At 71.7% G+C, this 25154-nt stretch carries 22 protein-coding genes and 2 riboswitches; of the genes, 14 read left to right on the plus strand and 8 right to left on the minus strand.

The window, feature by feature from the left end; genetic code table 11:
• Positions 1–332 precede the first annotated feature (332 nt).
• From coxB to ACFVVX_RS02075, 4 genes are all read left to right on the plus strand, one after another.
• Positions 333–1187, plus strand: coding sequence for a cytochrome c oxidase subunit II (gene coxB / locus ACFVVX_RS02060; protein WP_387940340.1), 855 nt, complete (start codon positions 333–335; stop codon positions 1185–1187).
• Positions 1184–2962, plus strand: coding sequence for a cytochrome c oxidase subunit I (gene ctaD / locus ACFVVX_RS02065; RefSeq protein ID WP_387940342.1), 1779 nt, complete (start codon positions 1184–1186; stop codon positions 2960–2962). Before coxB ends, ctaD begins: the two co-directional genes overlap by 4 nt.
• Entirely contained in the window at positions 2962–3360 is a 399-nt protein-coding gene (locus tag ACFVVX_RS02070) for a cytochrome c oxidase subunit 4 (RefSeq protein ID WP_387940344.1), read from the plus strand. Before ctaD ends, ACFVVX_RS02070 begins: the two co-directional genes overlap by 1 nt.
• Before the next feature lie 167 nt (positions 3361–3527).
• Positions 3528–4790: an Ig-like domain-containing protein gene (locus ACFVVX_RS02075; RefSeq protein ID WP_387940346.1), complete on the plus strand. Its 1263-nt coding sequence runs from the start codon at positions 3528–3530 to the stop codon at positions 4788–4790.
• A 7-nt stretch (positions 4791–4797) separates the two neighbouring features.
• Here ACFVVX_RS02075 and ACFVVX_RS02080 read toward each other — a convergent pair whose 3' ends face one another.
• From ACFVVX_RS02080 to ACFVVX_RS02100, 5 genes are all read right to left on the minus strand, one after another.
• The gene (locus ACFVVX_RS02080; RefSeq protein ID WP_387940348.1) at positions 4798–5181 is read right to left on the minus strand and encodes a GntR family transcriptional regulator; all 384 of its coding nucleotides are present in this window, start codon (positions 5179–5181) and stop codon (positions 4798–4800) included.
• Positions 5182–5284: 103 nt separating this feature from the next.
• Positions 5285–6949, minus strand: a complete 1665-nt coding sequence (locus ACFVVX_RS02085; RefSeq protein WP_387940350.1) for a cytochrome bc complex cytochrome b subunit — start codon at positions 6947–6949, stop codon at positions 5285–5287.
• A complete protein-coding gene (locus ACFVVX_RS02090) occupies positions 6946–8004 on the minus strand; it encodes a Rieske 2Fe-2S domain-containing protein (protein WP_387940352.1) in 1059 nt (352 codons plus the stop codon). Before ACFVVX_RS02090 ends, ACFVVX_RS02085 begins: the two co-directional genes overlap by 4 nt.
• Before the next feature lie 8 nt (positions 8005–8012).
• Positions 8013–8822, minus strand: a complete 810-nt coding sequence (locus ACFVVX_RS02095) for a c-type cytochrome (protein ID WP_387940354.1) — start codon at positions 8820–8822, stop codon at positions 8013–8015.
• 187 nt (positions 8823–9009) lie between these two features.
• Positions 9010–9630 (minus strand): heme-copper oxidase subunit III, encoded by a 621-nt coding sequence (locus tag ACFVVX_RS02100; protein ID WP_387940355.1) that lies wholly within the window; start codon positions 9628–9630, stop codon positions 9010–9012.
• Between the two features lie 393 nt (positions 9631–10023).
• Here ACFVVX_RS02100 and ACFVVX_RS02105 point away from each other — a divergent pair, with 393 nt between their 5' ends.
• The 3 genes from ACFVVX_RS02105 to ACFVVX_RS02115 all read left to right on the plus strand — a co-directional run bounded on the left by ACFVVX_RS02105 (position 10024) and on the right by ACFVVX_RS02115 (position 13283).
• On the plus strand, positions 10024–10449 hold the full coding sequence (locus tag ACFVVX_RS02105) for a hypothetical protein (RefSeq protein WP_387940357.1): 426 nt from the start codon (positions 10024–10026) through the stop codon (positions 10447–10449).
• A 119-nt stretch (positions 10450–10568) separates the two neighbouring features.
• Positions 10569–11645, plus strand: coding sequence for an anthranilate phosphoribosyltransferase (gene trpD / locus ACFVVX_RS02110; RefSeq protein ID WP_387940359.1), 1077 nt, complete (start codon positions 10569–10571; stop codon positions 11643–11645).
• A gap of 106 nt (positions 11646–11751) precedes the next feature.
• Positions 11752–11869: riboswitch (SAM riboswitch) on the plus strand.
• A gap of 49 nt (positions 11870–11918) precedes the next feature.
• Positions 11919–13283 (plus strand): aminotransferase class V-fold PLP-dependent enzyme, encoded by a 1365-nt coding sequence (locus ACFVVX_RS02115; protein WP_387940361.1) that lies wholly within the window; start codon positions 11919–11921, stop codon positions 13281–13283.
• A gap of 55 nt (positions 13284–13338) precedes the next feature.
• Here the strand turns inward: ACFVVX_RS02115 and ACFVVX_RS02120 are convergent, their stop codons facing one another.
• Positions 13339–13620, minus strand: a complete 282-nt coding sequence (locus ACFVVX_RS02120) for an Lrp/AsnC ligand binding domain-containing protein (RefSeq protein WP_387940363.1) — start codon at positions 13618–13620, stop codon at positions 13339–13341.
• A gap of 41 nt (positions 13621–13661) precedes the next feature.
• Positions 13662–14444, minus strand: coding sequence for a rhomboid family intramembrane serine protease (locus tag ACFVVX_RS02125; RefSeq protein WP_387940647.1), 783 nt, complete (start codon positions 14442–14444; stop codon positions 13662–13664).
• A gap of 236 nt (positions 14445–14680) precedes the next feature.
• Here ACFVVX_RS02125 and ACFVVX_RS02130 point away from each other — a divergent pair, with 236 nt between their 5' ends.
• From ACFVVX_RS02130 to ACFVVX_RS02155, 6 genes are all read left to right on the plus strand, one after another.
• Positions 14681–14944 carry a hypothetical protein gene (locus ACFVVX_RS02130; RefSeq protein ID WP_387940365.1) on the plus strand — a complete coding sequence of 88 codons (264 nt, stop codon included), beginning with the start codon at positions 14681–14683 and terminating at the stop codon, positions 14942–14944.
• Positions 14945–15075: 131 nt separating this feature from the next.
• Positions 15076–16548 carry an NYN domain-containing protein gene (locus ACFVVX_RS02135; protein WP_387940367.1) on the plus strand — a complete coding sequence of 491 codons (1473 nt, stop codon included), beginning with the start codon at positions 15076–15078 and terminating at the stop codon, positions 16546–16548.
• A 211-nt stretch (positions 16549–16759) separates the two neighbouring features.
• Entirely contained in the window at positions 16760–17800 is a 1041-nt protein-coding gene (locus ACFVVX_RS02140) for an NlpC/P60 family protein (RefSeq protein WP_387940369.1), read from the plus strand.
• Positions 17801–18192: 392 nt separating this feature from the next.
• A riboswitch (cyclic di-AMP (ydaO/yuaA leader) is annotated at positions 18193–18349 on the plus strand.
• A gap of 10 nt (positions 18350–18359) precedes the next feature.
• The gene (locus tag ACFVVX_RS02145) at positions 18360–19523 is read left to right on the plus strand and encodes an NlpC/P60 family protein (RefSeq protein ID WP_387940371.1); all 1164 of its coding nucleotides are present in this window, start codon (positions 18360–18362) and stop codon (positions 19521–19523) included.
• Positions 19524–19750: 227 nt separating this feature from the next.
• A complete protein-coding gene (locus tag ACFVVX_RS02150; RefSeq protein WP_387940373.1) occupies positions 19751–20815 on the plus strand; it encodes an NlpC/P60 family protein in 1065 nt (354 codons plus the stop codon).
• Positions 20816–20922: 107 nt separating this feature from the next.
• The gene (locus tag ACFVVX_RS02155) at positions 20923–22032 is read left to right on the plus strand and encodes a hypothetical protein (protein WP_387940375.1); all 1110 of its coding nucleotides are present in this window, start codon (positions 20923–20925) and stop codon (positions 22030–22032) included.
• 107 nt (positions 22033–22139) lie between these two features.
• Here the strand turns inward: ACFVVX_RS02155 and ACFVVX_RS02160 are convergent, their stop codons facing one another.
• Positions 22140–23603 (minus strand): glycosyltransferase 87 family protein, encoded by a 1464-nt coding sequence (locus ACFVVX_RS02160; RefSeq protein ID WP_387940377.1) that lies wholly within the window; start codon positions 23601–23603, stop codon positions 22140–22142.
• A 244-nt stretch (positions 23604–23847) separates the two neighbouring features.
• Here ACFVVX_RS02160 and ACFVVX_RS02165 point away from each other — a divergent pair, with 244 nt between their 5' ends.
• Positions 23848–24984, plus strand: coding sequence for a glycosyltransferase family 4 protein (locus ACFVVX_RS02165; protein ID WP_387940379.1), 1137 nt, complete (start codon positions 23848–23850; stop codon positions 24982–24984).
• Positions 24985–25154: the final 170 nt, after the last annotated feature.

The raw sequence follows: 25154 nt of genomic DNA on the forward strand, positions 1-25154 counted from the left end.
CCGTCGCGCGCTCTCACCGGCCGTCAGTCGATCACCCCGAATGTCCGATTCATCCGCGTCCGACGGACCGTCACCCACGTTGTCCGAGGTCATCCCCCGATCGGGCGTACGGGCCTCGAATGCCTACGATGACCTGCGGCGCAGCCCTTGCGGGGCCTGATCGGGCGACCGGGCGGCGCGTTACCGGGACCTGCCCGTCAGCAGCGCATAAGGCTGGAGTAGGGTTTGGCCCGCATAAGCATTCAAACCGTGCCCGTGGACGGGTCGCCGGGGAGGCTCACAATCCTCCTCGGGGCGACGCGAAGGCGGGCGAGACTTCGGGAAGGCGCTACGTGAGTCCCAACGGCTCCGACCGCTCGCCGCGGCGCACGATGCGGCGGAAGCTGCCTCAGGCGCTGGCACTGGGCCTCGTCATCGCGACCGCCACCGGCTGCTCGGCCAACGACCTCCCCAGGCTTGGCCTCCCGAGCCCCGTCACCGCGGAAGGACCGATGGTCCTTCGCATGTGGCAGGGTTCCTGGATCGCGGCGCTGGTGGTCGGCGTACTGATGTGGGGTCTGATCATCTGGAGCGTGATCTTCCACCGGCGCAGCCGCACCGGTGTGCAGGTCCCTCCGCAGACCCGGTACAACGTGCCCATCGAGGCGCTCTACACCGCGGTCCCCATCATCATCGTGTCGGTTCTCTTCTACTTCGTCGCCCGCGACGAGTCGAAGCTGATCTCCGTCTCCGAGAAGCCGCAGCACACCGTCAACGTGGTGGGCTTCCAATGGAGCTGGGCGTTCAACTACGAGAACACCGAGAACCCCGACCCGGCCAACAAGGACGCGGCGTACGACGTGGGCACCCCGCAGGAGGAGCCCACCCTGTACCTGCCGGTCAACGAGTCGGTGCAGTTCCGCCTCACCTCGCGGGACGTCATCCACGACTTCTGGCCCATCAACTTCTTGATGAAGATGGACGTCGTGCCGGGCGTGGTGAACAAGTTCGAGGTCACCCCGACCGTCAAGGGCGAGTACCGGGGCAAGTGCGCCGAGCTCTGCGGCGTCGACCACTCGCGCATGCTGTTCAACGTCAAGGTCGTCGACCGCGCCGAGTACGACAAGCACCTGGCGGAGCTCCGGGCCAAGGGTCAGACCGGCGCGTTGCCCTCCGGCATCACGACCATGGGAAGTGAAGAGAAGTGACCATCCTCAACGAGCCCGCCGCGGCCGGCGGGGGCGCCGGGGCCGTCACGGTCGGCGGGGCGCAGCGGACCCGGAAGCCGGGTTCGACCATCATCAAGTGGCTGACGACCACTGACCACAAGACGATCGGCACCCTGTACCTGGGCACGTCGTTCGCCTTCTTCCTGATCGGCGGCATCCTCGCCCTGGTCATGCGCGCCGAGCTGGCTCGTCCCGGGACCCAGATCCTGTCGAACGAGCAGTTCAACCAGGCGTTCACGATGCACGGCACGATCATGCTGCTGATGTTCGCGACGCCGCTCTTCGCCGGGTTCGCGAACTGGATCATGCCGCTCCAGATCGGCGCCCCGGACGTGGCGTTCCCGCGTCTGAACATGTTCGCGTACTGGCTGTACCTGTTCGGCTCGACCATCGCGGTGGCCGGCTTCGTCACCCCGCAGGGTGCGGCCGACTTCGGCTGGTTCGCCTACTCCCCGCTGTCGGACGCGGTCCGCTCGCCGGGCATCGGCGCCGACATGTGGATCATGGGTCTGGCCTTCTCCGGCTTCGGCACGATCCTCGGTGCGGTCAACTTCATCACCACGATCATCTGCATGCGCGCGCCCGGCATGACGATGTTCCGGATGTCGATCTTCGTCTGGAACGTGCTGCTGACCGCGGTCCTGGTCCTGCTGGCCTTCCCGGTCCTGGCCGCCGCGCTGTTCGCGCTGGAGGCGGATCGGAAGTTCGGGGCACACGTCTTCGACCCGGCCAACGGCGGGGCGCTGCTGTGGCAGCACCTCTTCTGGTTCTTCGGCCACCCCGAGGTGTACATCATCGCGCTGCCGTTCTTCGGCATCGTGTCGGAGATCATCCCGGTCTTCAGCCGCAAGCCGATGTTCGGCTACTCCGGCCTGATCGCGGCCACCATCGCGATCGCCGGTCTGTCCGTGACGGTGTGGGCCCACCACATGTACGTCACCGGACAGGTGCTGCTGCCGTTCTTCTCCTTCATGACCTTCCTGATCGCGGTCCCGACCGGTGTGAAGTTCTTCAACTGGGTCGGCACCATGTGGAAGGGCTCGCTGAGCTTCGAGACCCCGATGCTCTGGACGATCGGCTTCCTGGTCACCTTCCTCTTCGGTGGTCTGACGGGTGTTCTGCTCGCCTCCCCGCCGATCGACTTCCACGTCTCGGACTCGTACTTCGTCGTCGCCCACTTCCACTACGTGGTCTTCGGCACCGTCGTCTTCGCGATGTTCGCCGGCTTCCACTTCTGGTGGCCGAAGATGACCGGCAAGATGCTCGACGAGCGCCTGGGCCGGATCACCTTCTGGACGCTGTTCATCGGCTTCCACACCACCTTCCTGGTCCAGCACTGGCTCGGCGCGGAGGGCATGCCCCGCCGCTACGCCGACTACCTGGCCTCGGACGGCTTCACCACGCTCAACACCGTCTCCACCATCGGCTCGTTCCTGCTCGGTCTGTCGATCCTGCCGTTCCTCTACAACGTCTGGAAGACCGCCAAGTACGGCGAGAAGGTCGAGGTCGACGACCCCTGGGGCTACGGCCGTTCGCTGGAGTGGGCGACCTCCTGCCCGCCGCCGCGGCACAACTTCACCACGCTGCCCCGGATCCGCTCCGAATCCCCGGCCTTCGACCTCCACCACCCGGAGATCGCCGCGCTGGACTACCTGGAGAACCACGGTGAGCCGGCCAAGCACTTCGCCGGTGTGACCCCGGTGAAGTACGACAACCCGCAGCTCGGCAAGGGTAAGAAGGGTGGGGACGCCTGATGAAGGAACAGGGCAAGATCTTCCTGGGCTTCGCGGTCTTCATTCTCGCGATGGCCATCACCTACGGCCTCTGGTCGAAGGAGCCGGCCGGTACCACCGCGCTGTTCCTCTCCTTCGGTCTCTGCGCCTTCATCGGGTACTACCTCGCCTTCACCGCCCGCCGGGTGGACAGCGGCGCCGGTGACAACCCCGAGGCCGAGGTCGCGGACGACGCCGGCGAGCTGGGCTTCTTCGCCCCGCACAGCTGGCAGCCGCTCTCGCTGGCCATCGGTGGCGCGCTCGCCTTCTGCGGCGTGATCTTCGGCTGGTGGCTGCTGTTCTGGTCGATCCCGGTCATCCTGGTCGGCCTGTACGGCTGGGTCTTCGAGTTCTACCGGGGCGAGAACCAGAACCAGTAGTCCTCCCCCCTCGCACAGGGCCGGGCATCCCGCACGGGATGCCCGGCCCTGTTGCGTCCGCGGAGTGAGGGCCTCACTCCAGTGGTCCAACGGCGGGTCCCCCGGATGTCGCTCACCCTGAGCCGTTCCTACGATCTGATCAATCGTGCGAACCCTCGGAGGCGGTCATGGCCGACAGGCGTGGAATCGCAACTATCGGCGGCATCTCGCTGACCCTCGCAGTACTGGCCCCCCTGGCCGCCTGCTCGTCCGACGGGCCCGACGACACCGTGGGCGCCGTCCACCGGGTCGACGGGGCGTCGCTGGTCCACCTCTCCGCGGAGGGGAAGGTGGACCCCTCCCAGTCCGTCACCGTGACGGCCGTCCCCGGCAGCCGACTCACCGACGTCACCGTGGTCGGCCCGGACGGCCGGGTGGTGGCAGGCCGGCTCTCCGAGGACCAGCGCAGCTGGCAGACCACCGGGCGGCTGAAGGCCGCCGCCGACTACACCGTCCGGATCGCCGCCGACGACGGCAAGGGCGGCCGGGGCGAGACCACCGCCGGCTTCAGCACGGTGGCCGCGCAGCGCCTGCTCACCGCCAAGCTCGGCCCGGACTCCTCCGGCAGCGGCGTCTACGGCGTCGGCCAGCCGCTCACCGTCCAGCTCTCCGAGGCGGTGAAGGACCCGCAGGCCCGCCAGGAGGTGGAGCGGGCCCTGACCGTCACCTCCCAGCCCGCCGTCACCGGCTCCTGGTACTGGGTGGACGACAAGAACCTGCACTTCCGGCCGGAGGACTACTGGCCGGTCGGCACCACCGTCGCCCTGGCCTTCGACGGCACCGGCAGCCGGATCGCGGACGGCCTCTACGGCGGTGACCGCGCCGCCCTGGCGATGCGGATAGGCGAGCGGGTGGAGACGGTGGTCGACGCGGCCGCCCACGAGCTCACCCTCACGCGCAACGGCGAGGTGGTCCGGACCCTCCCGGTGACCACCGGCAAGCCCGGCTTCGACACCCGCAACGGGGTCAAGGTGGTGCTGGGCCAGGAGCGCCAGGTGCGGATGAGCGGCGAGACGATCGGGATAGCCGCCGGCAGCTCGGAGTCCTACGACCTGAACGTCGAGTGGGCCACCCGGGTGACCTGGAGCGGCGAGTACGTGCACGCCGCCCCCTGGTCGGTGGGTGCGCAGGGCGTGGCGAACGTCAGCCACGGCTGTACCGGTATGAGCACCGAGAACGCCAAGTGGTTCTACCAGAACACCCGGGTGGGCGACCTGGTGACGGTGGTCAACAGCCACGGTCCCGGGATGGAGCCCTTCGGCAACGGCTTCGGGGACTGGAACGTCTCCTGGGCCGACTGGGTCAAGCACAGCGCCCTGGGGCAGCCCGTGAACACCACCGTGCCGCCCTCCCAGTCCCGGGCCACCGGGATGATCCGCCCGGAGCTCTGAGGCCCGCTCAGGCCTCCTCCCCGGCCTCCTGGTAGGCCAGCCGCAGCGCGGTCTCCACGGCCGCGCGGGCGTCCGCCGGCGACACGCCGAGACGCCGGGCCCGCTCGGCGTACTCGGTGGCGGCCGCCGCGGCCAGCCGGTGCGCGGTGTCCCCGGTGGCGGCGATCAGGGTCCCGCGCCGGCCGTGCGTCTCCACCACCCCGTCCGCCTCCAGCTCCCGGTAGGCGCGGGCCACCGTCCCCGCGGCCAGGCCCAGCTGCTCGGCCAGCGCCCGGACGGTCGGCAGCCGCAGCCCGGTCGGCAGCCCTCCGGTCCGGGCCTGCTCGGCGATCTGCTCCCGGATCTGCTCGTACGGGGGAGTGGCGGCGGCGGGGTCGACGGACAGCTGCACGGGAGGCTCCTGAGGACGGTCGGACGGGGAAAGCCCGAGGGCCGCCGACCAGAAGAACTCTGGTCGGCGGCCCTCGGGGGTGACGCGGGGGGTGCGTACGGGATCAGTGGTGGCCGTGGCCGCTGGTGATCTCGTGGTGCTCCTCGGCGGTGGGCTTGGAGATCTGGCTGCCCTCGCCGAAGTAGCCGCGGGAGAGCTTCGCCCGGGTACGGGTGAGGATGCCGGCCTTGAGGGCCACGCCGTTCTCGTCCGTCTCGGCCGGGAGCTCGAACGGCTCCGGCTGCTCGTGCGAGGTGAGCGTGTGCAGGTCGCTCTGCGGCAGCTGCGCGTGCACCTCGACGAACTCGCCGTGCGGCAGGCGCTTGATGACGCCCGTCTCGCGGCCGTGCAGCACCTTCTCCTTGTCCCGGCGCTGGAGGCCGAGGCACCAGCGCTTGGTGATGATGAAGGTGAGCACCGGGATCACGAAGAAGCCGACCCGGACGGCGTAGGTGACGTCGTTGAGCGACAGGTGCAGGTGCGTGGCGAACAGGTCGTTGCCGCCGGCGACCAGCAGCACCAGGTACAGGCTGATCCAGGCCGCGCCGAGCCCGGTGCGGACCGGGGCGTTGCGCGGGCGGTCCAGGATGTGGTGCTCGCGCTTGTCGCCGGTGATCCAGCCCTCGATGAAGGGGTAGGCGGCGATGGAGACCAGCACCAGCGGGAAGACCACCATCAGCGGGATGAACACACCCATGTTCAGGGTGTGGCCCCACAGGCTGATCTCCCAGCCCGGCATGATGCGGATCAGGCCTTCGGAGAAGCCCATGTACCAGTCCGGCTGGGCGTCCGTGGACACCTGGTCGGGGCGGTACGGGCCGTACGCCCAGATCGGGTTGATCGAGGCGACCGCCGAGATGGCGGCGATGACGCCGAAGACCAGGAAGAAGAAGCCACCGGCCTTGGCCATGTAGACCGGCATCAGCGGCATGCCGACGACGTTCTTCTCGGTCTTGCCCGGGCCCGCCCACTGGGTGTGCTTGTGGTAGAAGACCAGGATCAGGTGGGCCGTCAGCAGGCCCAGCATGATGCCCGGGATCAGCAGCACGTGGATGGTGAAGAACCGCGGCACGATGTCGTGGCCGGGGAACTCGCCGCCGAACAGGAACATCTGGACGTAGGTGCCGATCAGGGGGGTCGCCAGGACGGCGCCCTCCATGAACCGGATACCGGTGCCGGACAGCAGGTCGTCGGGCAGCGAGTAGCCGAAGAAGCCGTCGAACATGCCCAGGACCAGCAGCAGGAAGCCGAAGACCCAGTTGATCTCACGCGGCTTGCGGAACGCGCCCGTGAAGAACACGCGCAGCATGTGCACGAGCATCGCGGCCACGAAGACCAGCGCGGCCCAGTGGTGGATCTGGCGGACCAGCAGGCCGCCGCGGATCTCGAAGCTGATGTCCACCGTCGACGCGTACGCCTCGGACATCGGGATGCCCTTGAGCGGGACGTACGAGCCGTCGTAGATGATCTCGCCCATGCTGGGCTTGAAGAAGAGCGTCAGGTAGACGCCCGTCAGGATGATGATGACGAAGGTGTAGAGGCAGATCTCGCCCAGCATGAAGGACCAGTGGTCCGGGAAGATCTTCCGCAGGTTGGCCTTGGCGAGGGAGTAGATCCCCAGCCGGCCGTCCGTCCAGTCAGCAGCCTGCTCCCACTTGTTGGCGGGCTTGGCACGCGTGCTGCCGGTCGGCTTCGCGGCACCGGAGGTGGTGCTGCTCGCGCTACTCATCGAGCACGCTCCCAGTAGCTCGGGCCGACGGGCTCGTCGAAGTCGCCGGTGGCGACCAGGAAGCCCTTCTCGTCAGTGGTGATCTTCAGCTGCGGCAGCGGGTGGCCGGCCGGGCCGAAGATGACGCGCGCGCCGTCCGCCAGGTCGAAGGTCGACTGGTGGCAGGGGCAGAGCGCGTGGTGCGTCTGCTGCTCGTAGAGGCTGATCGGGCAGCCGACGTGGGTGCAGATCTTGGAGTAGGCGAGGATGCCCTCGAAGCCCAGCTCCCGGGACTTGTCGTCCTTGATGTCGTTCGGCGAGATCCGGACCAGCATCAGGGCGTCCTTGGCGATCTGCTGCTGGAAGTCCTCGTCGTGGGTGTGCAGACCCTGCGGCATGGCGAAGGTCAGCGAGCCGACGGTGATGTCCTCGGCCTTCATCGGCAGGTTGGTGTTCATGTTGATGAGCGCCAGCGGCTCGGCCGGGGTGGCCTCCGCCCAACCGGTGTGCTCCAGCTTGTCCTCGGGCAGCGGCCCGAGGTCGCGCAGCAGCACCACACCGGAGAGCGGCACCAGGGCCATCGAGCCGATGAGGGTGTTGCGGATCATCTTGCGGCGGCCGAAGCCGGACTCGGCGGCGCCGGTCCTGAACTGCTCGATGACGTCCGCGCGGACCTCGTCGTCGGCCTCGATCGGGTGGCGCTCGGCCGGGATCTCGTGGTCCGACATCAGCGTGCGGGCCCAGTGGACCGCACCCGCGCCGATGCAGAACAGCGCGACACCGAGGGTCATGCCCAGCGCGAAGTTCAGCGCGCTGATGTTGCCCAGCGGCCAGACATAGACGATCTTGTCCGGGTCGATGGCCACGTAGGAGGCGATGAAGCCCACGGTGGCGAGCATCGAGACCACGAACATCAGCGAGACCTGGCGCTCCGCGCGCTTGGCGGCCCGCTCGTCGATGTCGGTGCGACGCGGTTCGTGGGCCGGCAGGCCCGGGTCGGCGAACGGATCGCCCTGGGCGGCCACCTCGTGGTGCCCGGCGGAGCCGTGCGACTCCGGAAGGTTCTCTTCTGACATGTCCTGGCTCATGACTTCTTGGCCTTGGTGGTGTGGGCGGCGACCCAGATCGCGACCGCGATGAGCGCGCCGAGACCGAAGATCCAGCCGAACAGGCCCTCGGTCACGGGACCGAGGCTGCCGAGCGTGAGACCACTGGGGTTCGGCTCATCGTTGGTGGTGTGGCGGACGAAGGCCACGATCTGCTTCTTCTGCTCCTCGGGCATGGTGGTGTCCGGGAACGACGGCATGTTCTGCGGGCCGGTCTGCATGGCCTCGTAGATGTGCTTCGCGTCCACGCCCTCCAGCGACGGGGCGTACTTGCCCTGGGTCAGGGCACCGCCCTGGCCGGCGAAGTTGTGGCACTGGGCGCAGTTGGTGCGGAACAGCTCGCCACCCTTGGAGATGTCCTCGGGGTTGGTCGAGGTGTACTGCTCCTTGTTCGGCGTCACCGGGCCGGGGCCGAGGGAGGCCACGAAGGCGGCCATCTGGTCGATCGCGGCCTGCGAGTAGATGTTCTTCTTGGCCGGCACCTGGGCGCCGGGCTGCTGGGCCGGCATGCGGCCCGTCGCGACCTGGAAGTCGACCGCGGCAGAGCCGACGCCGACCAGGCTCGGACCGTCGCTGCTGCCCTGGCCGTTCAGGCCGTGGCAGGAGGAGCAGCCCACGGCGAAGAGCTTCTTGCCCTCATCGATCGCGAGCGACTGCGCGGCGACGTCGGCCTGCGCCTTGTCGGCGGGCGCGAACGCGGCGTACAGCCCCCCGGTTGCCGCCAGGGCGAGAAGTAGGACGACCAGCGCCGCCAATGGGTGGCGCCGTCGTGCGGAGAGCTTTTTCACGGAATAACCCCGGTGTCAGGATCTGGTCGACTGGTGGGTGCACCCGGCGGCCGGTCTGGCCGGCACGAGGCTGCCTGTTCTAGGGCTGCGCGCGCGGTCGGTCGGTGGGAGCGTCGCCACCGGCAAATCGGGCCGTCGCCGGTGAGGGCGGGACCCGGGGCCGGTGGCCAGCGACCTGATCAGCTGGTTACTTGATCAGGTAGATGGTCGCGAAGAGGCCGATCCACACGACGTCGACGAAGTGCCAGTAGTACGACACCACGATCGCGGCGGTGGCCTGCTCGTGCGTGAAGCGCTTGGCTGCGTACGTCCGTCCCAGGACCAGCAGGAAGGCGATCAGACCACCCGTCACGTGCAGACCGTGGAAGCCGGTGGTCAGGTAGAACACCGTGCCGTACGGGTCGGAGGACAGCGAGAGGCCGTCCTTCTTGACCAGCTCGGTGTACTCGAAGACCTGGCCGCCGATGAAGATCGCGCCCATCACGAAAGTGATGACGAACCACGAACGGAGCTTCTTCACGTCCCCGCGCTCGGCGGCGAACACGCCGAGCTGGCAGGTCAGTGAGGAGAGCACCAGGATCGTGGTGTTGACCGAGGAGAAGGGCACGTTGAGGGCGTGCGCCTTCTCGCTCCAGAACTCGGCTCCCTTGACGGAGCGGAGCGTGAAGTACATCGCGAAGAGGGCCGCGAAGAACATCAACTCGGAACTGAGCCAGACGATCGTTCCGACGCTGACCATGTTCGGCCGGTTGACCGATCCGTGCGCGTGCCCGGTTTCTACTGCTGTTGCTGTCGCCACGACGGACATTATGTCGGTCCCTTATTCCGTCTTCACGCCGGGGGGTGTCCCTCGGAGTGTCCGGTGCGTGCGGTATGCCCCCCTGGAGGCCGACGGGGCGTCCGGATAGTGGCTGAGCAGCGGCGTGTCCCTTTTCTGACGGTTCCTCGGAGGGCCCTACGACCCCGATGCCCTGCGTGTCGCTGCACCCCTCCAGGGCCCGCCGGGGCTATGGGAGGGGCCGGATATCGGCCGTACGGGTGGAGTGCGCGGGTCGGGGTGACGGGGCGTCCTCCGCTCGGGTGAGTCGTGGGCGCGGCGGCTTGAGAAGGATCGCGCGGGACGGCCTCGGCGGCGGGGGAACGGGAGTAGCATCCGGATCAGGCGAACGTGGTCCGGATCACACTTGAGGGAGCAGGGTCCATGGCGTACACGACCGACGAGACGCTCACCGTCCTCGTCTACAGCGATGACCGCAACACCCGTGAGCAGGTGCTGACGGCGCTCGGCCGGCGGCCCGCGTCGGATCTTCCGGAGCTGTCCTACCTGGAGTGCGCGACCACCCCCGCGGTGCTGCGCGCGCTGGAGAAGGGCGGAGTGGACCTCTGCGTCCTGGACGGCGAGGCCGTCCCGGCCGGCGGGCTCGGGCTCGGGCGGCAGCTGAAGGACGAGATCTACGGCTGCCCGCCGGTGCTGGTGCTGATCGGACGGCCGCAGGACTCCTGGCTCGCCGCCTGGAGCCGGGCGGACGCGGCGATCTCCCACCCGGTGGACCCGATGGCGCTGGCCGAGGCCGCGGCGACCCTGCTCCGGGCCCGGTTGGAGAAGCGCGCCCCGGCCGCTCGCTGAGCGCTGTCTCATTAGTAGAGAAGAAGGGCCAGGGCGGGCCGGGGGCACCCCGCCGCTCGATAGGCTGACTCCAGTCCCGGGGACACCCCCCGGGGAACCGAGAAGAGCTGGAGTCGGCCATGGTGAACGTGAACCCTGCGAACGGCGGCAACGACCCCGTGCAGGTGGTCCGCACCTGGCCGGACATCCTGTCGGCGCTGCTGCGCGGTGAGGACCTGAACCGGGCCGACACGGCCTGGGCGATGGACCGGATCATGAGCGGCGAGGCCTCCCCGGTCCAGATGGCGGGCTTCATGGTGGCGCTGCGGGCCAAGGGCGAGACGGTCGACGAGATCGTCGGCCTGGTGGACTCGATGTACGCGCACGCCGAGCCGCTGTCCATCCCCGGCCCGGCGGTGGACATCGTCGGCACCGGCGGCGACCGGGCGAAGACGGTCAACATCTCCACCATGGCCGCGATCGTCGCGGCGGCGGCCGGCGCCAAGGTGGTCAAGCACGGCAACCGGGCGGCCTCCTCGGCGAGCGGCTCCTCGGACGTGCTGGAGAAGCTGGGCATCAACCTGGACCTCTCCGCCCGGCGGGTCGCCGAGGTCGCCGAGGAGGTCGGGCTGACCTTCTGCTTCGCGGCGAAGTTCCACCCGGCGATGCGGCACACCGCCCCGGCCCGCAGCGGCCTCGGGGTGCCCACCGCGTTCAACACCCTCGGCCCGCTGACCAACCCGGCCAAGGTGACCGCGCACGCGATCGGCTGCTTCGACACGAGGCTGGCCGGGCTGATCGCCGGGGTGCTGGCCCGGCGCGGCGCCAGCGCACTGGTGTTCCGGGGTGACGACGGCCTCGACGAGTTGACCATCACCACCACCTCGCGGGTCTGGATCGTCCGCGACGGCGCCGTCACCGAGACCGTCTTCGACCCGCGGGACGTCGGCATCGAGCTGGTCGGCATCGAGGCGCTGCGCGGCGCGGACGCCGGGTACAACGCGGAGGTGGCGCGCCGGCTGCTGGCCGGGGAGCGCGGGCCCGTCCGGGACGCCGTCCTGCTGAACGCCGCGGCGGCGCTGGTGGCGCTGGACCTGACCGACGCGCCGCTCGCCGAGCAGCTGGCGGTCGGCCTGGAGCGGACCGCCGCGGCCGTGGACTCGGGCGCCGCGCAGGATGTGCTGAAGCGCTGGTCGGAGGCCACCAGCCGGGTGTGACACAGCAGTTGGGGCCCGTGCCGAACGGTCGGCACGGGCCCTTCGGCTTGTCCGAATGGCGGACCCCTGTTTGACCGTCGGGTGGACGCGACCTAGAGTCGTGCCAGGTCATGAGTGACAGCGACAAGCCCCAGCTTGCTGTCCGGCAACCCTCCTTCCGTGGCGGGGTGCCCTGGGTGAGGACCGGGTCACGTGGCAATCCGTCCGCGTGGCAAGCGCGGACACCCGGCCTACGCACTCCCGGGGTCCTAGACCCCGAAGGAGTGCATCCTCATGTCCGTCGCCACCGAAATCTGCGCCCCGCTCGCCGTCCTCGGCCAGGATGTCGAGGTCCCGCTGGCCAGCGGTGAGAAGGTCACCTACGCGGCCCTGGACTACGCCGCCAGCTCCCCGGCACTGCAGCGGGTCTGGGACGACGTCGCCGCCTACGCCCCCTACTACGGCAGCGTGCACCGCGGCGCCGGGTACCTCTCGCAGCTCTCCACCGACCTGTTCGAGCAGAGCCGCCGCACCGTCACCGAGTTCCTGGACCTGCGCGAGGGCGACCAGGTGGTCTTCACCCGGGCCACCACCGACTCGCTGAACCTGCTGGCGGGCGCCGTCCCGGCCGGCACCCGGGTGTTCGCCTTCGAGACCGAGCACCACGCCTCGCTGCTGCCGTGGCGGCACGCCGGTCTGGAGGTCGTCTACCTGCGCGCCCCCCGCTCGCACGCCGAGGCGGTCGCCGCGTTCGACGCCGCGCTGGCCGAGGCGCCCGAGGGCCCCAAGCTGCTCTGCGTCACCGGCGCCTCGAACGTCACCGGGGAGCTGTGGCCGGTCGCCGAGCTGACCCGGGTCGCGCACCGGCACGGCGCCCGGGTGGTGCTGGACGCCGCGCAGCTGGCCCCGCACCACCGGGTCTCGGTGCGCGAGCTCGGCGTGGACTGGATCGCCTTCTCCGGCCACAAGCTGTACGCGCCGTTCGGTGCCGGGGTGCTGGCCGGCCGCGCCGACTGGCTGGACGCGGCCGAGCCGTACCTGGCCGGCGGCGGCGCCACCCGCACGGTGGCCCGGGAGGTGGACGGCTCGGTGGCCGTGCAGTGGCACACCGGCCCGGCCCGGCACGAGGCCGGCTCGCCGAACGTGATCGGCGTCTACTCCATCGCCTCCGCCTGCCGGGCGCTCACCGAGGCCGGCTTCGACGCGCTGGAGGCCCGCGAGCAGCAGCTGATCGACCGGCTCAAGGCGGGCCTGGCGGACGTCCCGCAGGTCAAGGTGCTGAACCTGTTCGGCGCGGACTCGGCCCGGGTGGGCGTGCTCTCCTTCGTCGTCCAGGGCTGGAACAGCTCGCACTTCTCGGCGGCGCTCTCCGCCGAGTACGGCATCGGGGTGCGCGACGGCCTGTTCTGCGCGCACCCGCTGGTGCGGACCCTGCTCGGGGACGAGGACGTGGCGCCGTCCGAGTGCGGGGCGCCCGAGCCGTCGCTGCCGGGCGAGCGCAGCCTGAACGCGATCCGGGTCAGCTTCGGCGCCGGGACCCCGGACGAGCACATCGACCGCTTCCTGACCGCCGTCCGCGAGCTGGTCACGGACGGCGCGGCCTGGACCTACCGCAACGAGGGCGGCCGCTGCGTCGCCGACAGCCGTCGGGACGGCTAGAGCGGGATCCCGGGTCGGACGCGGACGCCCGGGCCGGGGCGCGGGTGGCGCGGAGCTACTCGTCCAGGCCCAGGGCGAAGGCGGCCTCCAGGTCGTGCTGGGAGTAGGTGCGGAAGGCGATCTGGGTCTCGGTCTGGGCCACCCCCGGGACCTTGTTCAGCCGGCCGGGGATCACCTCGGCCAGGTCGTCGTGCCGCCGTACCCGCACCATCGCCACCAGGTCGTAGCCGCCGGTCACCGAGTAGACCTCGCTGACGCCCTCGATGGCCGCGATCGCCTCGGCGATCTCCGGGATGCGGTCGACGCTGGTCTTGATCAGGACGATGGCGGTGATCACTGTTCGGGCTCCTTTGTGGGGTGCCGCCAGCGTATCGGGCGTCAGTCGGACCGTCGCGGGGGGCGGGTGACCAGCGTGCACGCGTACAGGAAGCCGGCGGAGAAGCCGATGACGTGGACGAGGTAGGCGACGCCGGGGCCGGCCGCATGGACCGACCACCACTGGAGGGCGAACCAGAGCCCGAGCACCAGCCAGGCCGGGAAGCGCAGCGGGAGGAAGAGCAGCAGCGGGACGAGCGTGGTCACCCGGGCGCGCGGGTGCAGGCGCAGATAGGCGCCGAGGACCGCGGCGATCGCCCCGGAGGCGCCGATCAGCACCCGGGTCGAGTCGGCGGAGTGCGCCTCGGCCAGGGCGTAGCCGTAGGTGGCCAGTGAGCCCGCCGCCAGATAGAAGAGGGCGAAGCGGGCCCGGCCCAGCCGTTCCTCCACGGTCGCGCCGAAGACCTGGAGGAAGAGCAGGTTGCCCAGCAGGTGCAGCCAGCCGGCGTGCAGGAAGAGCGCGCTGAGGACCGACAGGGCGGGGTGCTTGCCCGGGGTGGGGGCGGCCGGACAGCCCGGTACCGGATCGGGGGCCTCGGCCAGCTGCTCGGCGTCCAGCGGGCGCCCGGCGAGCAGTTCGGCCGGCACGGCCCCCCAGCGCTGCTCGTACCGCTGCTCGGCGCAGATCCGGGTCTGGCCGGTGCCGTAGAGCGGGTTGAGTCCGGCGGCCGGACCGAGCAGGAAGACCGCGGTGTTGAGCGCGATCAGGGCGTAGGTGACGGCGGGACGGCGTCCGGCCGGGCGCCCGCCCAGTGCTCCGGTGTGGTCGAGGACCGGGATCGCCATGACGTCCAGCATCGCGGCGCCCGGCGCGGGCGGCACCGCGCGGTACGGCATGTGGCGTAGGGCCCGTCCGGCCGCCGCGCCGGACGAACCGCACCGGGGAGATCGCCCTGACCGGTGGTCGGGACGGTTGCCCCAGGCAATAGGCTTGGGGCGGGCATTCCCGCCTCCCGCCGCCGACGCCGGGGCCTCGGGGGGAGCGCCTGAGCCCATCCAGGGACCACCCGAGAGGACCCCCGATGACCGTCCCCGCCCTGACCGCCGAGACGCGCTGGCGCTGCACCCTGTGCGGCAACCTGACCCGCTTCGACGTGACCCGCACCGCACGGGTGACCGAGTTCCTGCACTTCGACCTGGCCGGCGACTCCAAGGTCGAGGAGACCGAGGTGCACAGCGAGACCGTCGAGTCGGTGCGCTGTCGCTGGTGCAACGCCGTCGACCAGGTCGAGCTGGTGGCCCGCCCGGGTGCCGAGGGCGCGGAGGCCCCCGCCGAGCAGGCCTGACGCCCGACCCGTGCGGTGGGCGGTGCGCGGCGCGGCCGTCCACCGCACGGGACAATGCAGACAGAGCGCACGGAGTGTGACGCGGGCGGCAGCGGGCCGTACCCCGCTGGACGAGGATCGGAGCCGAGGACGTGGTGGACGCAGCGAAGGAGCCCGCCGGGCCGCAGGGGCGGCAGCCCGCTGTGGACGGGCAGGCGCCGGACGCGGTCGAGGCCGTCCCGCCCGGTGCGCAAGCCTCGGCCGAGGCGGCCGCCGCGGACGAGTCCGGTGGCGACGAGCCGGCGGCAGGACGCGCCGAGCGGCTCGACCGGCCGCTGCCCGAGGGCGTCCGGCGCCGGGTGGTCGGCCTGGCCGCCGACGCGCTCGGCGGGCTGCCCGCCGGGGAGCTCCCGCAGTCGTTGCGCCAGTACGCCAAGTTCACCCCGGCCCGGCGGGCCAAGTACGCGGCCACCGCGCTGGCGGCCGCGCTGGAGTCCGAGCCCGCCTTCCGGGTGCGGATAGCGGAGCGGCTGCGGCTGGGCCAGCCGGACCTGGTCAAGGCGCTGGAGTCGGGCAGCGTGCCCGGCGCCGCCGACCCGATGGACGTGGCCGCCGCCGCCTACCTGGTGCGCTCGGCGGGCTGGAGCCGGCTGGTCGCCGAGGCCGGCGAGCAGGCCGAGCGGGCCGGCGCCGAGGGCGCGGCCGCCGAGGCGGGCCGGCTGGTGGAGAAGCTGCAGGCGGAGCTGGCCGAGGTCCGAGCCACCGCGCGGGTCGACCTGGACCGGCAGCGGGCCGAGTCCGAGGACGTTCGCAAGGAGGCCGACTCGCTGCGCAAGAAGGTGCGTTCGCTGGAGAGCGACACCCGCCGGGCACAGGCCGAGACCCGCCGGGTGGCCGCCGAGCTGGAGGCGCTGAAGGTGCAGGCGGCGGCCGAGCGCGGCGCCGGCGAGAGCGAGGCCCGGCGGCTGCGGCACCGGATCTCCGAGCTGGAGACCGCCGCCGAGCAGGGCCGCCGCTCGGCCCGCGAGGGGCGCAGCGTCGAGGACATGAGGCTGCGGCTGCTGCTGGACACCGTGCTGCAGTCGGCCCAGGGCCTGCAGCGGGAGCTGGCGCTGCCGGTCTCGCAGATCCGTCCGGCGGACCTGGTGGAGGCGGTGGTGCCGGGTTCGGCCTCGCCGCACGACGTGGCCCGGCGGGGGCTGGCGGAGGACGACCCGGCGCTGCTGGACCAGCTGCTGGCGATCCCGCAGGTCCACCTGGTGGTGGACGGCTACAACGTGACCAAGACCGGCTACCCGGCGCTGCCGCTGGAGCAGCAGCGGATCCGGCTGCTGGGCGGGCTGGCCATGCTGGCCCAGCGCACCCAGGCGGAGGTCACCTGTGTGTTCGACGGCCAGGACCTGGACGTCCCGGTGATCATGGCGCCGCCGCGCGGGGTGCGGGTGCGGTTCAGCCGGACCGGGGAGACGGCGGACGAGCTGATCCGCCGCCTGGTCAGGGCCGAGCCGCAGGGCCGTCCGGTGGTGGTGGTCTCCACCGACCGGGAGGTCGCGGAGGGCGTGCGGAAGGCGGGCGCGCGCCCCGTGGCCTCGGTGCTGCTGCTGAACCGGCTGGCCCGTCCCTGAGCCCTCCGCCACCGGGGGGAAACGGAGTGACGCCTGGTCAGCCGCCGGTTTGCGAAGGTGTGGCGATCTCGTGAAGTCATGGCGGTGGACGGGGGTTCACGCCATCGGGGGAGTGGCGCAATGCCGTGATCTTCACTAGGGTCTGGCGTCAAACCTATTTTCCGGATTCTCACTCAATCGGGTGAGGCCGATGGAAGAAGGAGCAGTCCCCTTGGCCTCCCACCGCCGTCCCAAGCAGGCGAGCCGCGCGCGGATCTCCGTGCTCACCGCCGCCGCAGCGACCGCGGTCGCCCTCTCCGCCCAGGTCAGCGCCCACGCTGCGCCCAACCCGTCCAAGAAAGAGGACGTGAAGGCGCAGATCGACCAGCTGAACGAGGAGCAGGAGCAGGCGGCGGAGAAGTACAACGGCGCCAAGGAGCGGACGGACCAGCTGCGCAAGCAGGCGGACCAGCTCCAGGACCAGGTGGCCCGGGGTCAGGACCAGATGACCCAGCTTCAGGCCGGGCTGGCCGAGGTGGCGGGCGCGCAGTACCGCACCGGGGGCATCGACCCGTCCGTGCAGCTGATGCTCTCCTCCGACCCGTCCGGCTACCTGGACAAGGCCTCCAGCGTGCAGCAGGCCAGCTCCAGCCAGGCCGAGGCGCTCAAGGGGCTGCAGGACCAGCAGCGCCGTCTGGACCAGCAGAAGACCGAGGCCGCGGCCGTCCTCGCCTCCCTGGACAACACCACCAAGGAACTGAACCAGGCCAAGGCGGACGTCAACCAGAAGCTCCGGGACGCCCAGGCGCTGCTGAACTCGCTCAGCGCCGCGGACCGGGCCGCCCTCAAGACCGCCCAGCAGCAGACCGACCGGGCCTCGCGCGACGCGGCCCGGGCCGACCTCGGCAGCCTGCCGCAGGCCTCCGGGTTCGCCGGGGCGGCCGTCTCCAACGCGATGAGCAAGCAGGGTTCGCCGTACGGCTGGGGCGACGTCGGCCCGAACACCTTCGACTGCTCCGGCCTGATGGTCTGGGCGTACGGCAAGGCCGGCGTCTCGCTGCCGCGCACCTCGCAGGCGCAGGCCAACTACGGCTCCCGGGTGCCCTCGCTGGCCGAGGCTCAGCCGGGCGACCTCATCATCTACCGCGACGACCGCAGCCACGTCGGGATGTACATCGGCAACGGCATGGTGGTGCACGCGCCGCACACCGGTGACGTGGTCAAGGTGATGAAGGCCGACGCGATGAAGATCAACGCCATCCGCCGGGTCTGACGGTCCCTCGGGCGCCGCGGGGCCAATCCGCCTCAATGTGCCTCAATGCCTCCAATCCGGACATTTGCTGACGCATCGACACGCCCGCCGCACGCCCCGCCCCTGGCTTGAGCCCCTGTGATGTGGGACACGCCATCGGCGGGGGTTGTCGGCCGCATGGTGAGAATCGATCAGCTCCGCGTACGGCGGCGATCACACCCGGTCATATTCACAAATGAACTTGGGACTTGTTCTGTCTTTTTTCTGACAAGGATTTGAACGGATCACGGTTCTGTCACTAGGGTCGGGATTCGAACCACCGCACAGTCGATCGCCCAGCCAGGGTGGCGGCGGGGGTTACCGCCGAGTTCGTGAAGCAGCGGGGCAGGTCTCCTGCCCGACGGGGAGCCCAGTAGTCGGGGGCGCTGTGGACCGGAGCCGGGGAACCACACGTTCCTCCGGGGTGAATCGGCGCCAGGTCGACCGGTGGAACGGTCGGTGAGGCGTCGTAGGGCGCGCTTCCAGCCCGAACCCGTCAGCTCACCCGGTAGGCGGATGTAGGAAGAAGGAGTCCGCCTTCGTGGCGTCCCATCGTCGTCCCAAGCCCGCCGGCCGCGCCCGCGTCTCGATCCTGACCGCCGCCGCCGCTGCGGCCGTCGCCCTCTCCGCGCAGTCCGGCGCCCACGCCGACCCGACGCCGACCAAGGACCAGGTCAAGGAGCAGGTCGACCAGCTCAACGAGCAGGCCGAGGTCGCCACCGAGAAGTACAACGGCGCGCAGGCCAAGCAGCAGGAGCTGCAGAAGCAGGTCGGCGAGCTCCAGGACAGGGTGGCGCGTCAGCAGGCCACGGTGACCGAGGCCCAGGGCGGCCTCGCCGAGCTCGCCGGCGAGCAGTACCGCAACGGCGGCATATCGCCGACCGTCCAGCTGATGCTCTCGTCCAGCCCGGACAACTTCCTGACCCAGGCCGGGGCGATGACCCAGGCCAGCAGCACCCAGTCCGGTGCGCTGAAGGACCTGCAGGAGCAGCAGCGCAGGCTCGACCAGGACCGCAACGAGGCCCAGGGCAAGCTCGGCGAGCTCGAGGCCACCACCCAGCAGCTGAAGGCGTCCAAGGAGGACGTCCAGGCGAAGCTGGCCAAGGCCCAGGACCTGCTCAACACGCTGACCGAGCAGGAGCGCGAGGCGCTGCGCCAGGCCGAGGCCAAGGCCGCCGCCGAGGCGAAGGCCAAGGCGGACGCCGCCAGGGCCGAGGCCAAGGCGAAGGCCGACGCCGAGCGGGCCTCCCGCGACAGCGCCCCCCGCAGCGACATCAGCGCGCCGTCCGAGGGGTCCTCCCCGGTGGCCAAGCCCGCCGCGCCGGCCAAGCCCGCCGCGCCCGCGGCCAACAGCTCGCGCGCCGCCGCCGCGATCGCCGCCGCCGAGAGCAAGCTCGGCGCGCCGTACGTCTACGGCGCCACCGGTCCGAGCTCCTTCGACTGCTCGGGCCTCACCGGCTGGGCGTACGCCCAGGCCGGCGTGTCGCTGCCGCGCACCTCGCAGGCGCAGGCCGGTGCCGGTACCCGGATCGGCTCGAACATCGCCGACGCCCAGCCGGGCGACCTGGTGATCTTCTACGGCGACAACCACCACGTGGGCATCTACGTGGGCGGCGGCCAGGTCATCCACGCCCCCAAGCCGGGTGCCTCGGTCCGCTACGAGGCGGCCTCCAACATGCCGGTCTCCGTCATCGTGCGCCTCTGATCCCCGATCGGCTCCGACAGGCCCGGTCTCCCCTCGCGGGAGGCCGGGCCTGCGGCTTTTCCGACGGGTCGAGCTGATGTCCGATTGAGGGTCAAATATTCGGGTTGGGAGGGGTTTGGACTCGATCGCCGCGACTCGCTAACGTCTGCCACCGGACTCCCGCTTCCCGAGCCGCCCGTTCCGGGGGTGGCGGCGGGGCCGGACCGCAGGATTGGAACCGCCACCGCATGGCCGTGCACCGCCGTCCCCAACTGTCAGGTGTACACGTCCTCGCCCGTGCGCTGGTGCTCACCGCGGCGGCCACCACCGCGCTGGGCGTGACGGCCGGCGGCAGCGCCCAGGCCGCCCCGGGGTCGCCGGACGGGCCGTCGAGCCGCAAGGACGTCAAGGCCCAGGTCGAGCAGCTGTACGAGGAGGCCGAGCAGGCCTCCGAGAAGGTCAACGCGGCCCAGGACGTCCAGCAGCGGCTGCAGGGCGAGACCGGCGCGCTCCAGCAGCAGATCGCCGTCGCCCAGGACGAGCTCAACCAGCTGCGCGGCGACCTCGCCACCGTCGCCGGCGCCGAGTACCGGGGCGGCGGCATGGCGCAGACCGTCCAGCTGATGCTCTCCACGAACCCCGAGGGCTACCTCACCAAGGCCCGCACCCTGGACCAGGCCGCCGAGCGGCAGAACGAGACGCTGCACGAGGTGGTGGCCCGTCAGCGCAGGCTGGACCAGCGGCGCACCGAGACCACCGCCAAGCTGGCCGAGCTGGAGCAGACCCGGCGCACCCTCGCCGAGAGCAAGCAGCAGATCCAGCAGCGGCTGGCCAAGGCGCAGCGGCTGCTCAACAGCCTGGGGGCCACCGAGCGGGCCAGGATGGCGGCGCAGGACGCCCGGGAGGCGGAGCAGCGCGCCACCCGGGGGACCGACCGGCTCGACCTCGGCACCGTGCCGCCCGCCTCCGAGCGGGGCGCCGCCGCGCTGGCGGCGGCCGTGCGGACGATCGGTTCGCCCTATCTGTACGGATCCACCGGCCCCCGCGCCTTCGACTGCTCCGGTCTGATGTACTGGAGCTGGCGGCAGGCCGGAGTGACCCTGCCGCGCACCTCGCAGGCCCAGGCGTTCGCCGGCCAGCGGGTCAGCATCTCCGACGCGCGACCGGGAGACCTGGTGATCTTCTACCGGGACATGCACCACGTCGGCATGTACGCCGGCGGCGGGGTGATCGTGCACGCCCCCTACCCGGGAGCCAAGGTCCGCTACGAGAGCGTCAACGCGATGCCCGTCGCGGGGGTGGTCCGGCTCTGAGCCGTACCGATCCGACCCGGGCCGACGGCGCGGAGGGTGCCGGGGGCGTCGTCGGTTCCGCCGCGCGCCGCCGCGGGCTCTCCCGGCGCGGCGCGCTGCTGCTCGCGGTGGGCGGGCTGGCCCAGCTGTCGTTGCCGCGGGCCGTCCCGGCCGCCTCCGCCCCGGTCCGCTCGGCCGCTGACGACCGCGCCGAGGTGGCCGCGCTGCTGGCCGGGCGCACGCTGCCCGCGGGCGTGCCGGCGGCCGAGGCCGTCTACCGGAACCTGGTGCCCGGCCCGGCCGGTGAGCTGGGCAGGCTCTCCGTCTCCGCCGAGCTGGCGGTCCGGATCGACGGCTACGACGACCACCCGCTGGTGTACCCGCGCCGGCTCGCGCTGATCCGGGCCGCGGACGGCTGGCGGGTCGAGCGGGAGGAGAGCGCGGGCGGCGCCCCGCCGATCTGGGACCTCGGCACCGTCCGGGCCGCCCGGGGCGCGCACGGCCTGGTGCTCGCTCTGGCCGACGGCCCGGACCCGGCGGAGCTGGCGGCCCTCGCCGACCTGGCCGTCCCGGCCGTCGAGGCGCTCTGGGGCACCGGCTGGGCGGGTCGGCTGCTGCTGGAACTGCCCGCCACCGAGGAGCAGTTCGCCCGGCTGCTGGAGGCGGGTGCGGGCGACTGGGCCGGGATGGCCGCCGTCACCACGGCCGCCCCCGGCGCGCCCTGGAACACCCCGGCGGACCGCATCCTGGTCAACCCGGAGGCGTACGGGCGGCTCAGCGCCTTCGGCCGGCAGGTGGTGGTCACCCACGAGGCGGTGCACGTCGCGACCCGGGCCGACACCCGGGCCTGGACACCGCTCTGGCTCTCCGAGGGCGTCGCCGACTGGACGGGCTACCAGGGCTCCGGGCGCACCGCGCGGCAGATCGCGCCCGAGCTGGCCCGCGACATCGCGGCCGGGAGGCTGCCCACCGCGCTCCCCGCCGACCGGGACTTCACGGCCGGCGCCGGCGGCATCGCCCAGGCGTACGAGCTGTCCTGGCTGGCCTGCGACCTGATCGCCCGGCGCCACGGGCCCGAGCGGCTGGTCGGCCTCTACCGGGCGGTCGGCGCGGCGGACGGGACGCTGGAGCGGGAGCGGCTGCTGGACCGGGTGCTCGGGGCCGAGCTGGGCCTCGGACTGGACGCCTTCACCAGGCTCTGGATCGCCGAGACGGCCCGACTGCTCGGCCCGGTCTGACACCTACCCGTCGAGCGGCCTTCGAGCCGCCTTCGACCGGCTCTCCGATGACCCAGGGGGTGTTTGCAAAGCCGCGTCGGACCAGGCCGGGACTTTGCAAAGACTCCCTAGCCCCGGCGCTGGGGCGGTGGCGCGGTCTTGGCGGTCGGCGCGGTCTTGGCGGTCGGCATGGCCGGCCGGTCCATGCCGTCCAGCAGGTCCTGCTCGTACGCGATGCCGGGCCGCACCGGGTAGCCGCCGACGGAGGCCGGCTCGGGGCGGGCCAGCACGATGGTCGGCGGCAGCTGGGCCGAGCCCCGGGTGGAGCGCCAGAGCCGGATGCAGGAGAGCACGGTCGCGGCCAGCAGCAGCCCGTTGCGCAGTCCCAGGACCGTCACGCCGCCGGCCTGGCTGTTGTACACCTGGCTGAACATCAGCGGGAACTCGGCCGTGGTCAGTGGGGTCGAGATCAGGACCAGCACCGCCACCGGGCGCTGGCTGGTGCCGCGCACGGTCAGGCAGACCGCCGCTACGCCGACCAGCCAGACCAGGTACTGCGGGCTGATCACCCGGCTGGTCACGGTGAAGATCAGCAGCGCGGTGAGGCCGGCGTCGTACATGGTGGCGGCGTTGCGGCGCTTGGCGGTGAACCGCCACAGCAGCAGCCAGCCGAAGCCCAGCAGGGTGCCGGCCATCATCACCTTGGTGATCACGTTGACCCACGGCCCGAGCATCTCGACCGAGCCGTAGTTCATCATCACCTTGCCGTCCCAGGCCCCGGCCATCCGGGCGAAGTGCAGCGGCAGCGCGCCGAGCGACTCCACCTCGATGCCGCGGTCCTTCTGGAACGTCAGGAACTCGAAGGCGCCGTTCATGCCGGCCGCCAGCAGGAAGCCGATCGAGGCGGCGGTGGCCGCGGCGGACGTCCAGGAGCGGCGGGTGCGCCGACCGGAGGGCGTGCCGATCAGGCCGAGCAGCGGCCAGATCTTGATGATCCCGCCCACGCCCAGCAGCAGCCCGCCCACCGCGGGGCGGCGGACCAGCGCGATCAGGCCGGCCACCGCGATCGCGGTGACGATGATGTCGTACCGGTTGTAGATCATCGGGCCGAGCAGCGGCACGCCGGCCACCCAGACCCAGGCGCCGGTCAGCGCCCGCCCCCGGCGCAGCCCGGTCCGCACCAGCAGCGCCATCGCGACCGCGTCGGCGACCCCGCAGAGCACCCAGAACGACACGATGTACGACCAGGGCAGCAGGCCCGGCAGCAGGATGATCAGCGCGGCGCCCGGCGGGTACTGCCAGGTCACGTCGTCCAGCGGGAAGGTGCCGGTCTGCAGGACCCCGTACCAGCCGTGGTAGATCACCGAGACGTCGGCGGTGACGTCCCCGCCGCCGATCTTCAGCACCCCGGTGACCAGCAGCAGCAGCAGCGCCCGGGAGCCGAGCCAGCTCGCGCCGAGCGCGCACAGCGCCCCGGCCCGCCCGGCGGGGCGGGCAGGGGTCTGCGGGGGCTCCTGGCGGACGGCCAGGGCCGTGCCGGTGCCGTCGGCGCCGCTGGAAGTACCGGACTCGGTGGCCGGGGCCAACTCCACTGCGCTCCCTCGTTCGTCTCGGACGTCCCACCGGAGGCGTCGTACGACGGACGCCCGGGCCGTCGGTGTCGGGCGCGGCGCCATTTTCGGCCGGGCCCCACCGGCTGCCTAGGTACTAGGACAGACCCGGGGGTGAAACGGTTGCCGTGCGCGGATCCGTTCCCGGCGGGTCATGGTGTTGACCTATCGTACGGATCACCCAGCGGTACACCGAGCACCCCCCGACCGAGCGAGCCGTGGCCTGATGCACAAAACCTTGATCGTCACCAACGACTTCCCGCCGAGGCCCGGCGGTATCCAGGCCTTCGTCCACAACATGGCGATTCGTCAGCCTGCCGGGAGCATCGTGGTGTACGCCTCGACCTGGCGCGACGGTACCGAGGTGGCCCGGTTCGACGCGGAGCAGCCGTTCCCGGTGATCCGGGACCGGACGAAGGTGATGGTTCCCACACCGCGGGTCACCCGGCGGGCGGCCGAGATCCTGAAGGCCGAGAAGTGCGACTCGGTCTGGTTCGGCGCCGCCGCCCCGCTGGGGCTGATGGCGCCCGCGCTGCGCCGGGCCGGGGCCGGCCGGCTGCTCGGCATGACCCACGGGCACGAGGCCGCCTGGGCGCAGCTGCCGGTCGCCCGGCAGCTGCTGGGCCGGATCGGCGCGGGCACCGACACCCTCACCTACCTCGGCGAGTACACCCGCTCCCGGATCGCCGCCGCGGTCGGGCCGGAGGCGGCCGGGCGGATGGTCCAGCTGCCGCCGGGCGTGGACGAGAAGACCTTCCACCCCGACTCCGGCGGCGCCGAGCTGCGCCGCCGGCTCGGCCTGGCGGACCGCCCGGTGGTGGTCTGCGTCTCCCGGCTCGTCCCGCGCAAGGGCCAGGACACCCTGATCGAGGCGATGCCGCAGATCCTCGCGGACGTGCCGGACGCCGTCCTGCTGATCGTCGGCGGCGGCCCGTACCAGGCGGACCTGGAGAAGCTCGCGGACGCCCGGGGGGTGCGCGGCTCGGTGCGCTTCACCGGTGCGGTGCCGTGGTCGGAGCTGCCCGCGCACTACGGGGCCGGGGACGTCTTCGCGATGCCCTGCCGGACCAGGCGGGGCGGGCTGGACGTGGAGGGCCTGGGCATCGTCTACCTGGAGGCCTCCGCGACGGGCCTGCCGGTGGTGGCGGGGGACTCCGGCGGTGCGCCGGACGCGGTGCTGGAGGGCGAGACCGGGTACGTGGTGCCGGGCGGCTCGCCCGAGGCGGCGGCCGAGCGGATCGTCCGGCTGCTGGACGACGAGGGGCTGCGCCGGCGGATGGGCGAGGCCGGGCGGCGCTGGGTGGACCGCTCCTGGCGCTGGGACCTGCTGGCCGGACGGCTGACCTCGCTGCTGGCGGGGTGACGGCGGCGCCCCGCGGTTGACCCGGCCCGGGACGGCCCGTGGGGAACGGCCCGCGGAGGAACGGCCCCCGGACGTGAGGCGGGCCCGGGCGTGGGGCGGGCCCGGGCGTGAGGCGGCCCTGGACGTGGAACGGCCCGTCCCCGGGTAGCCGGGGGCGGGCCGTTCCGCAC

The organism is Kitasatospora sp. NPDC058170 (genome assembly GCF_042883905.1).
Classification (GTDB): domain Bacteria; phylum Actinomycetota; class Actinomycetes; order Streptomycetales; family Streptomycetaceae; genus Kitasatospora.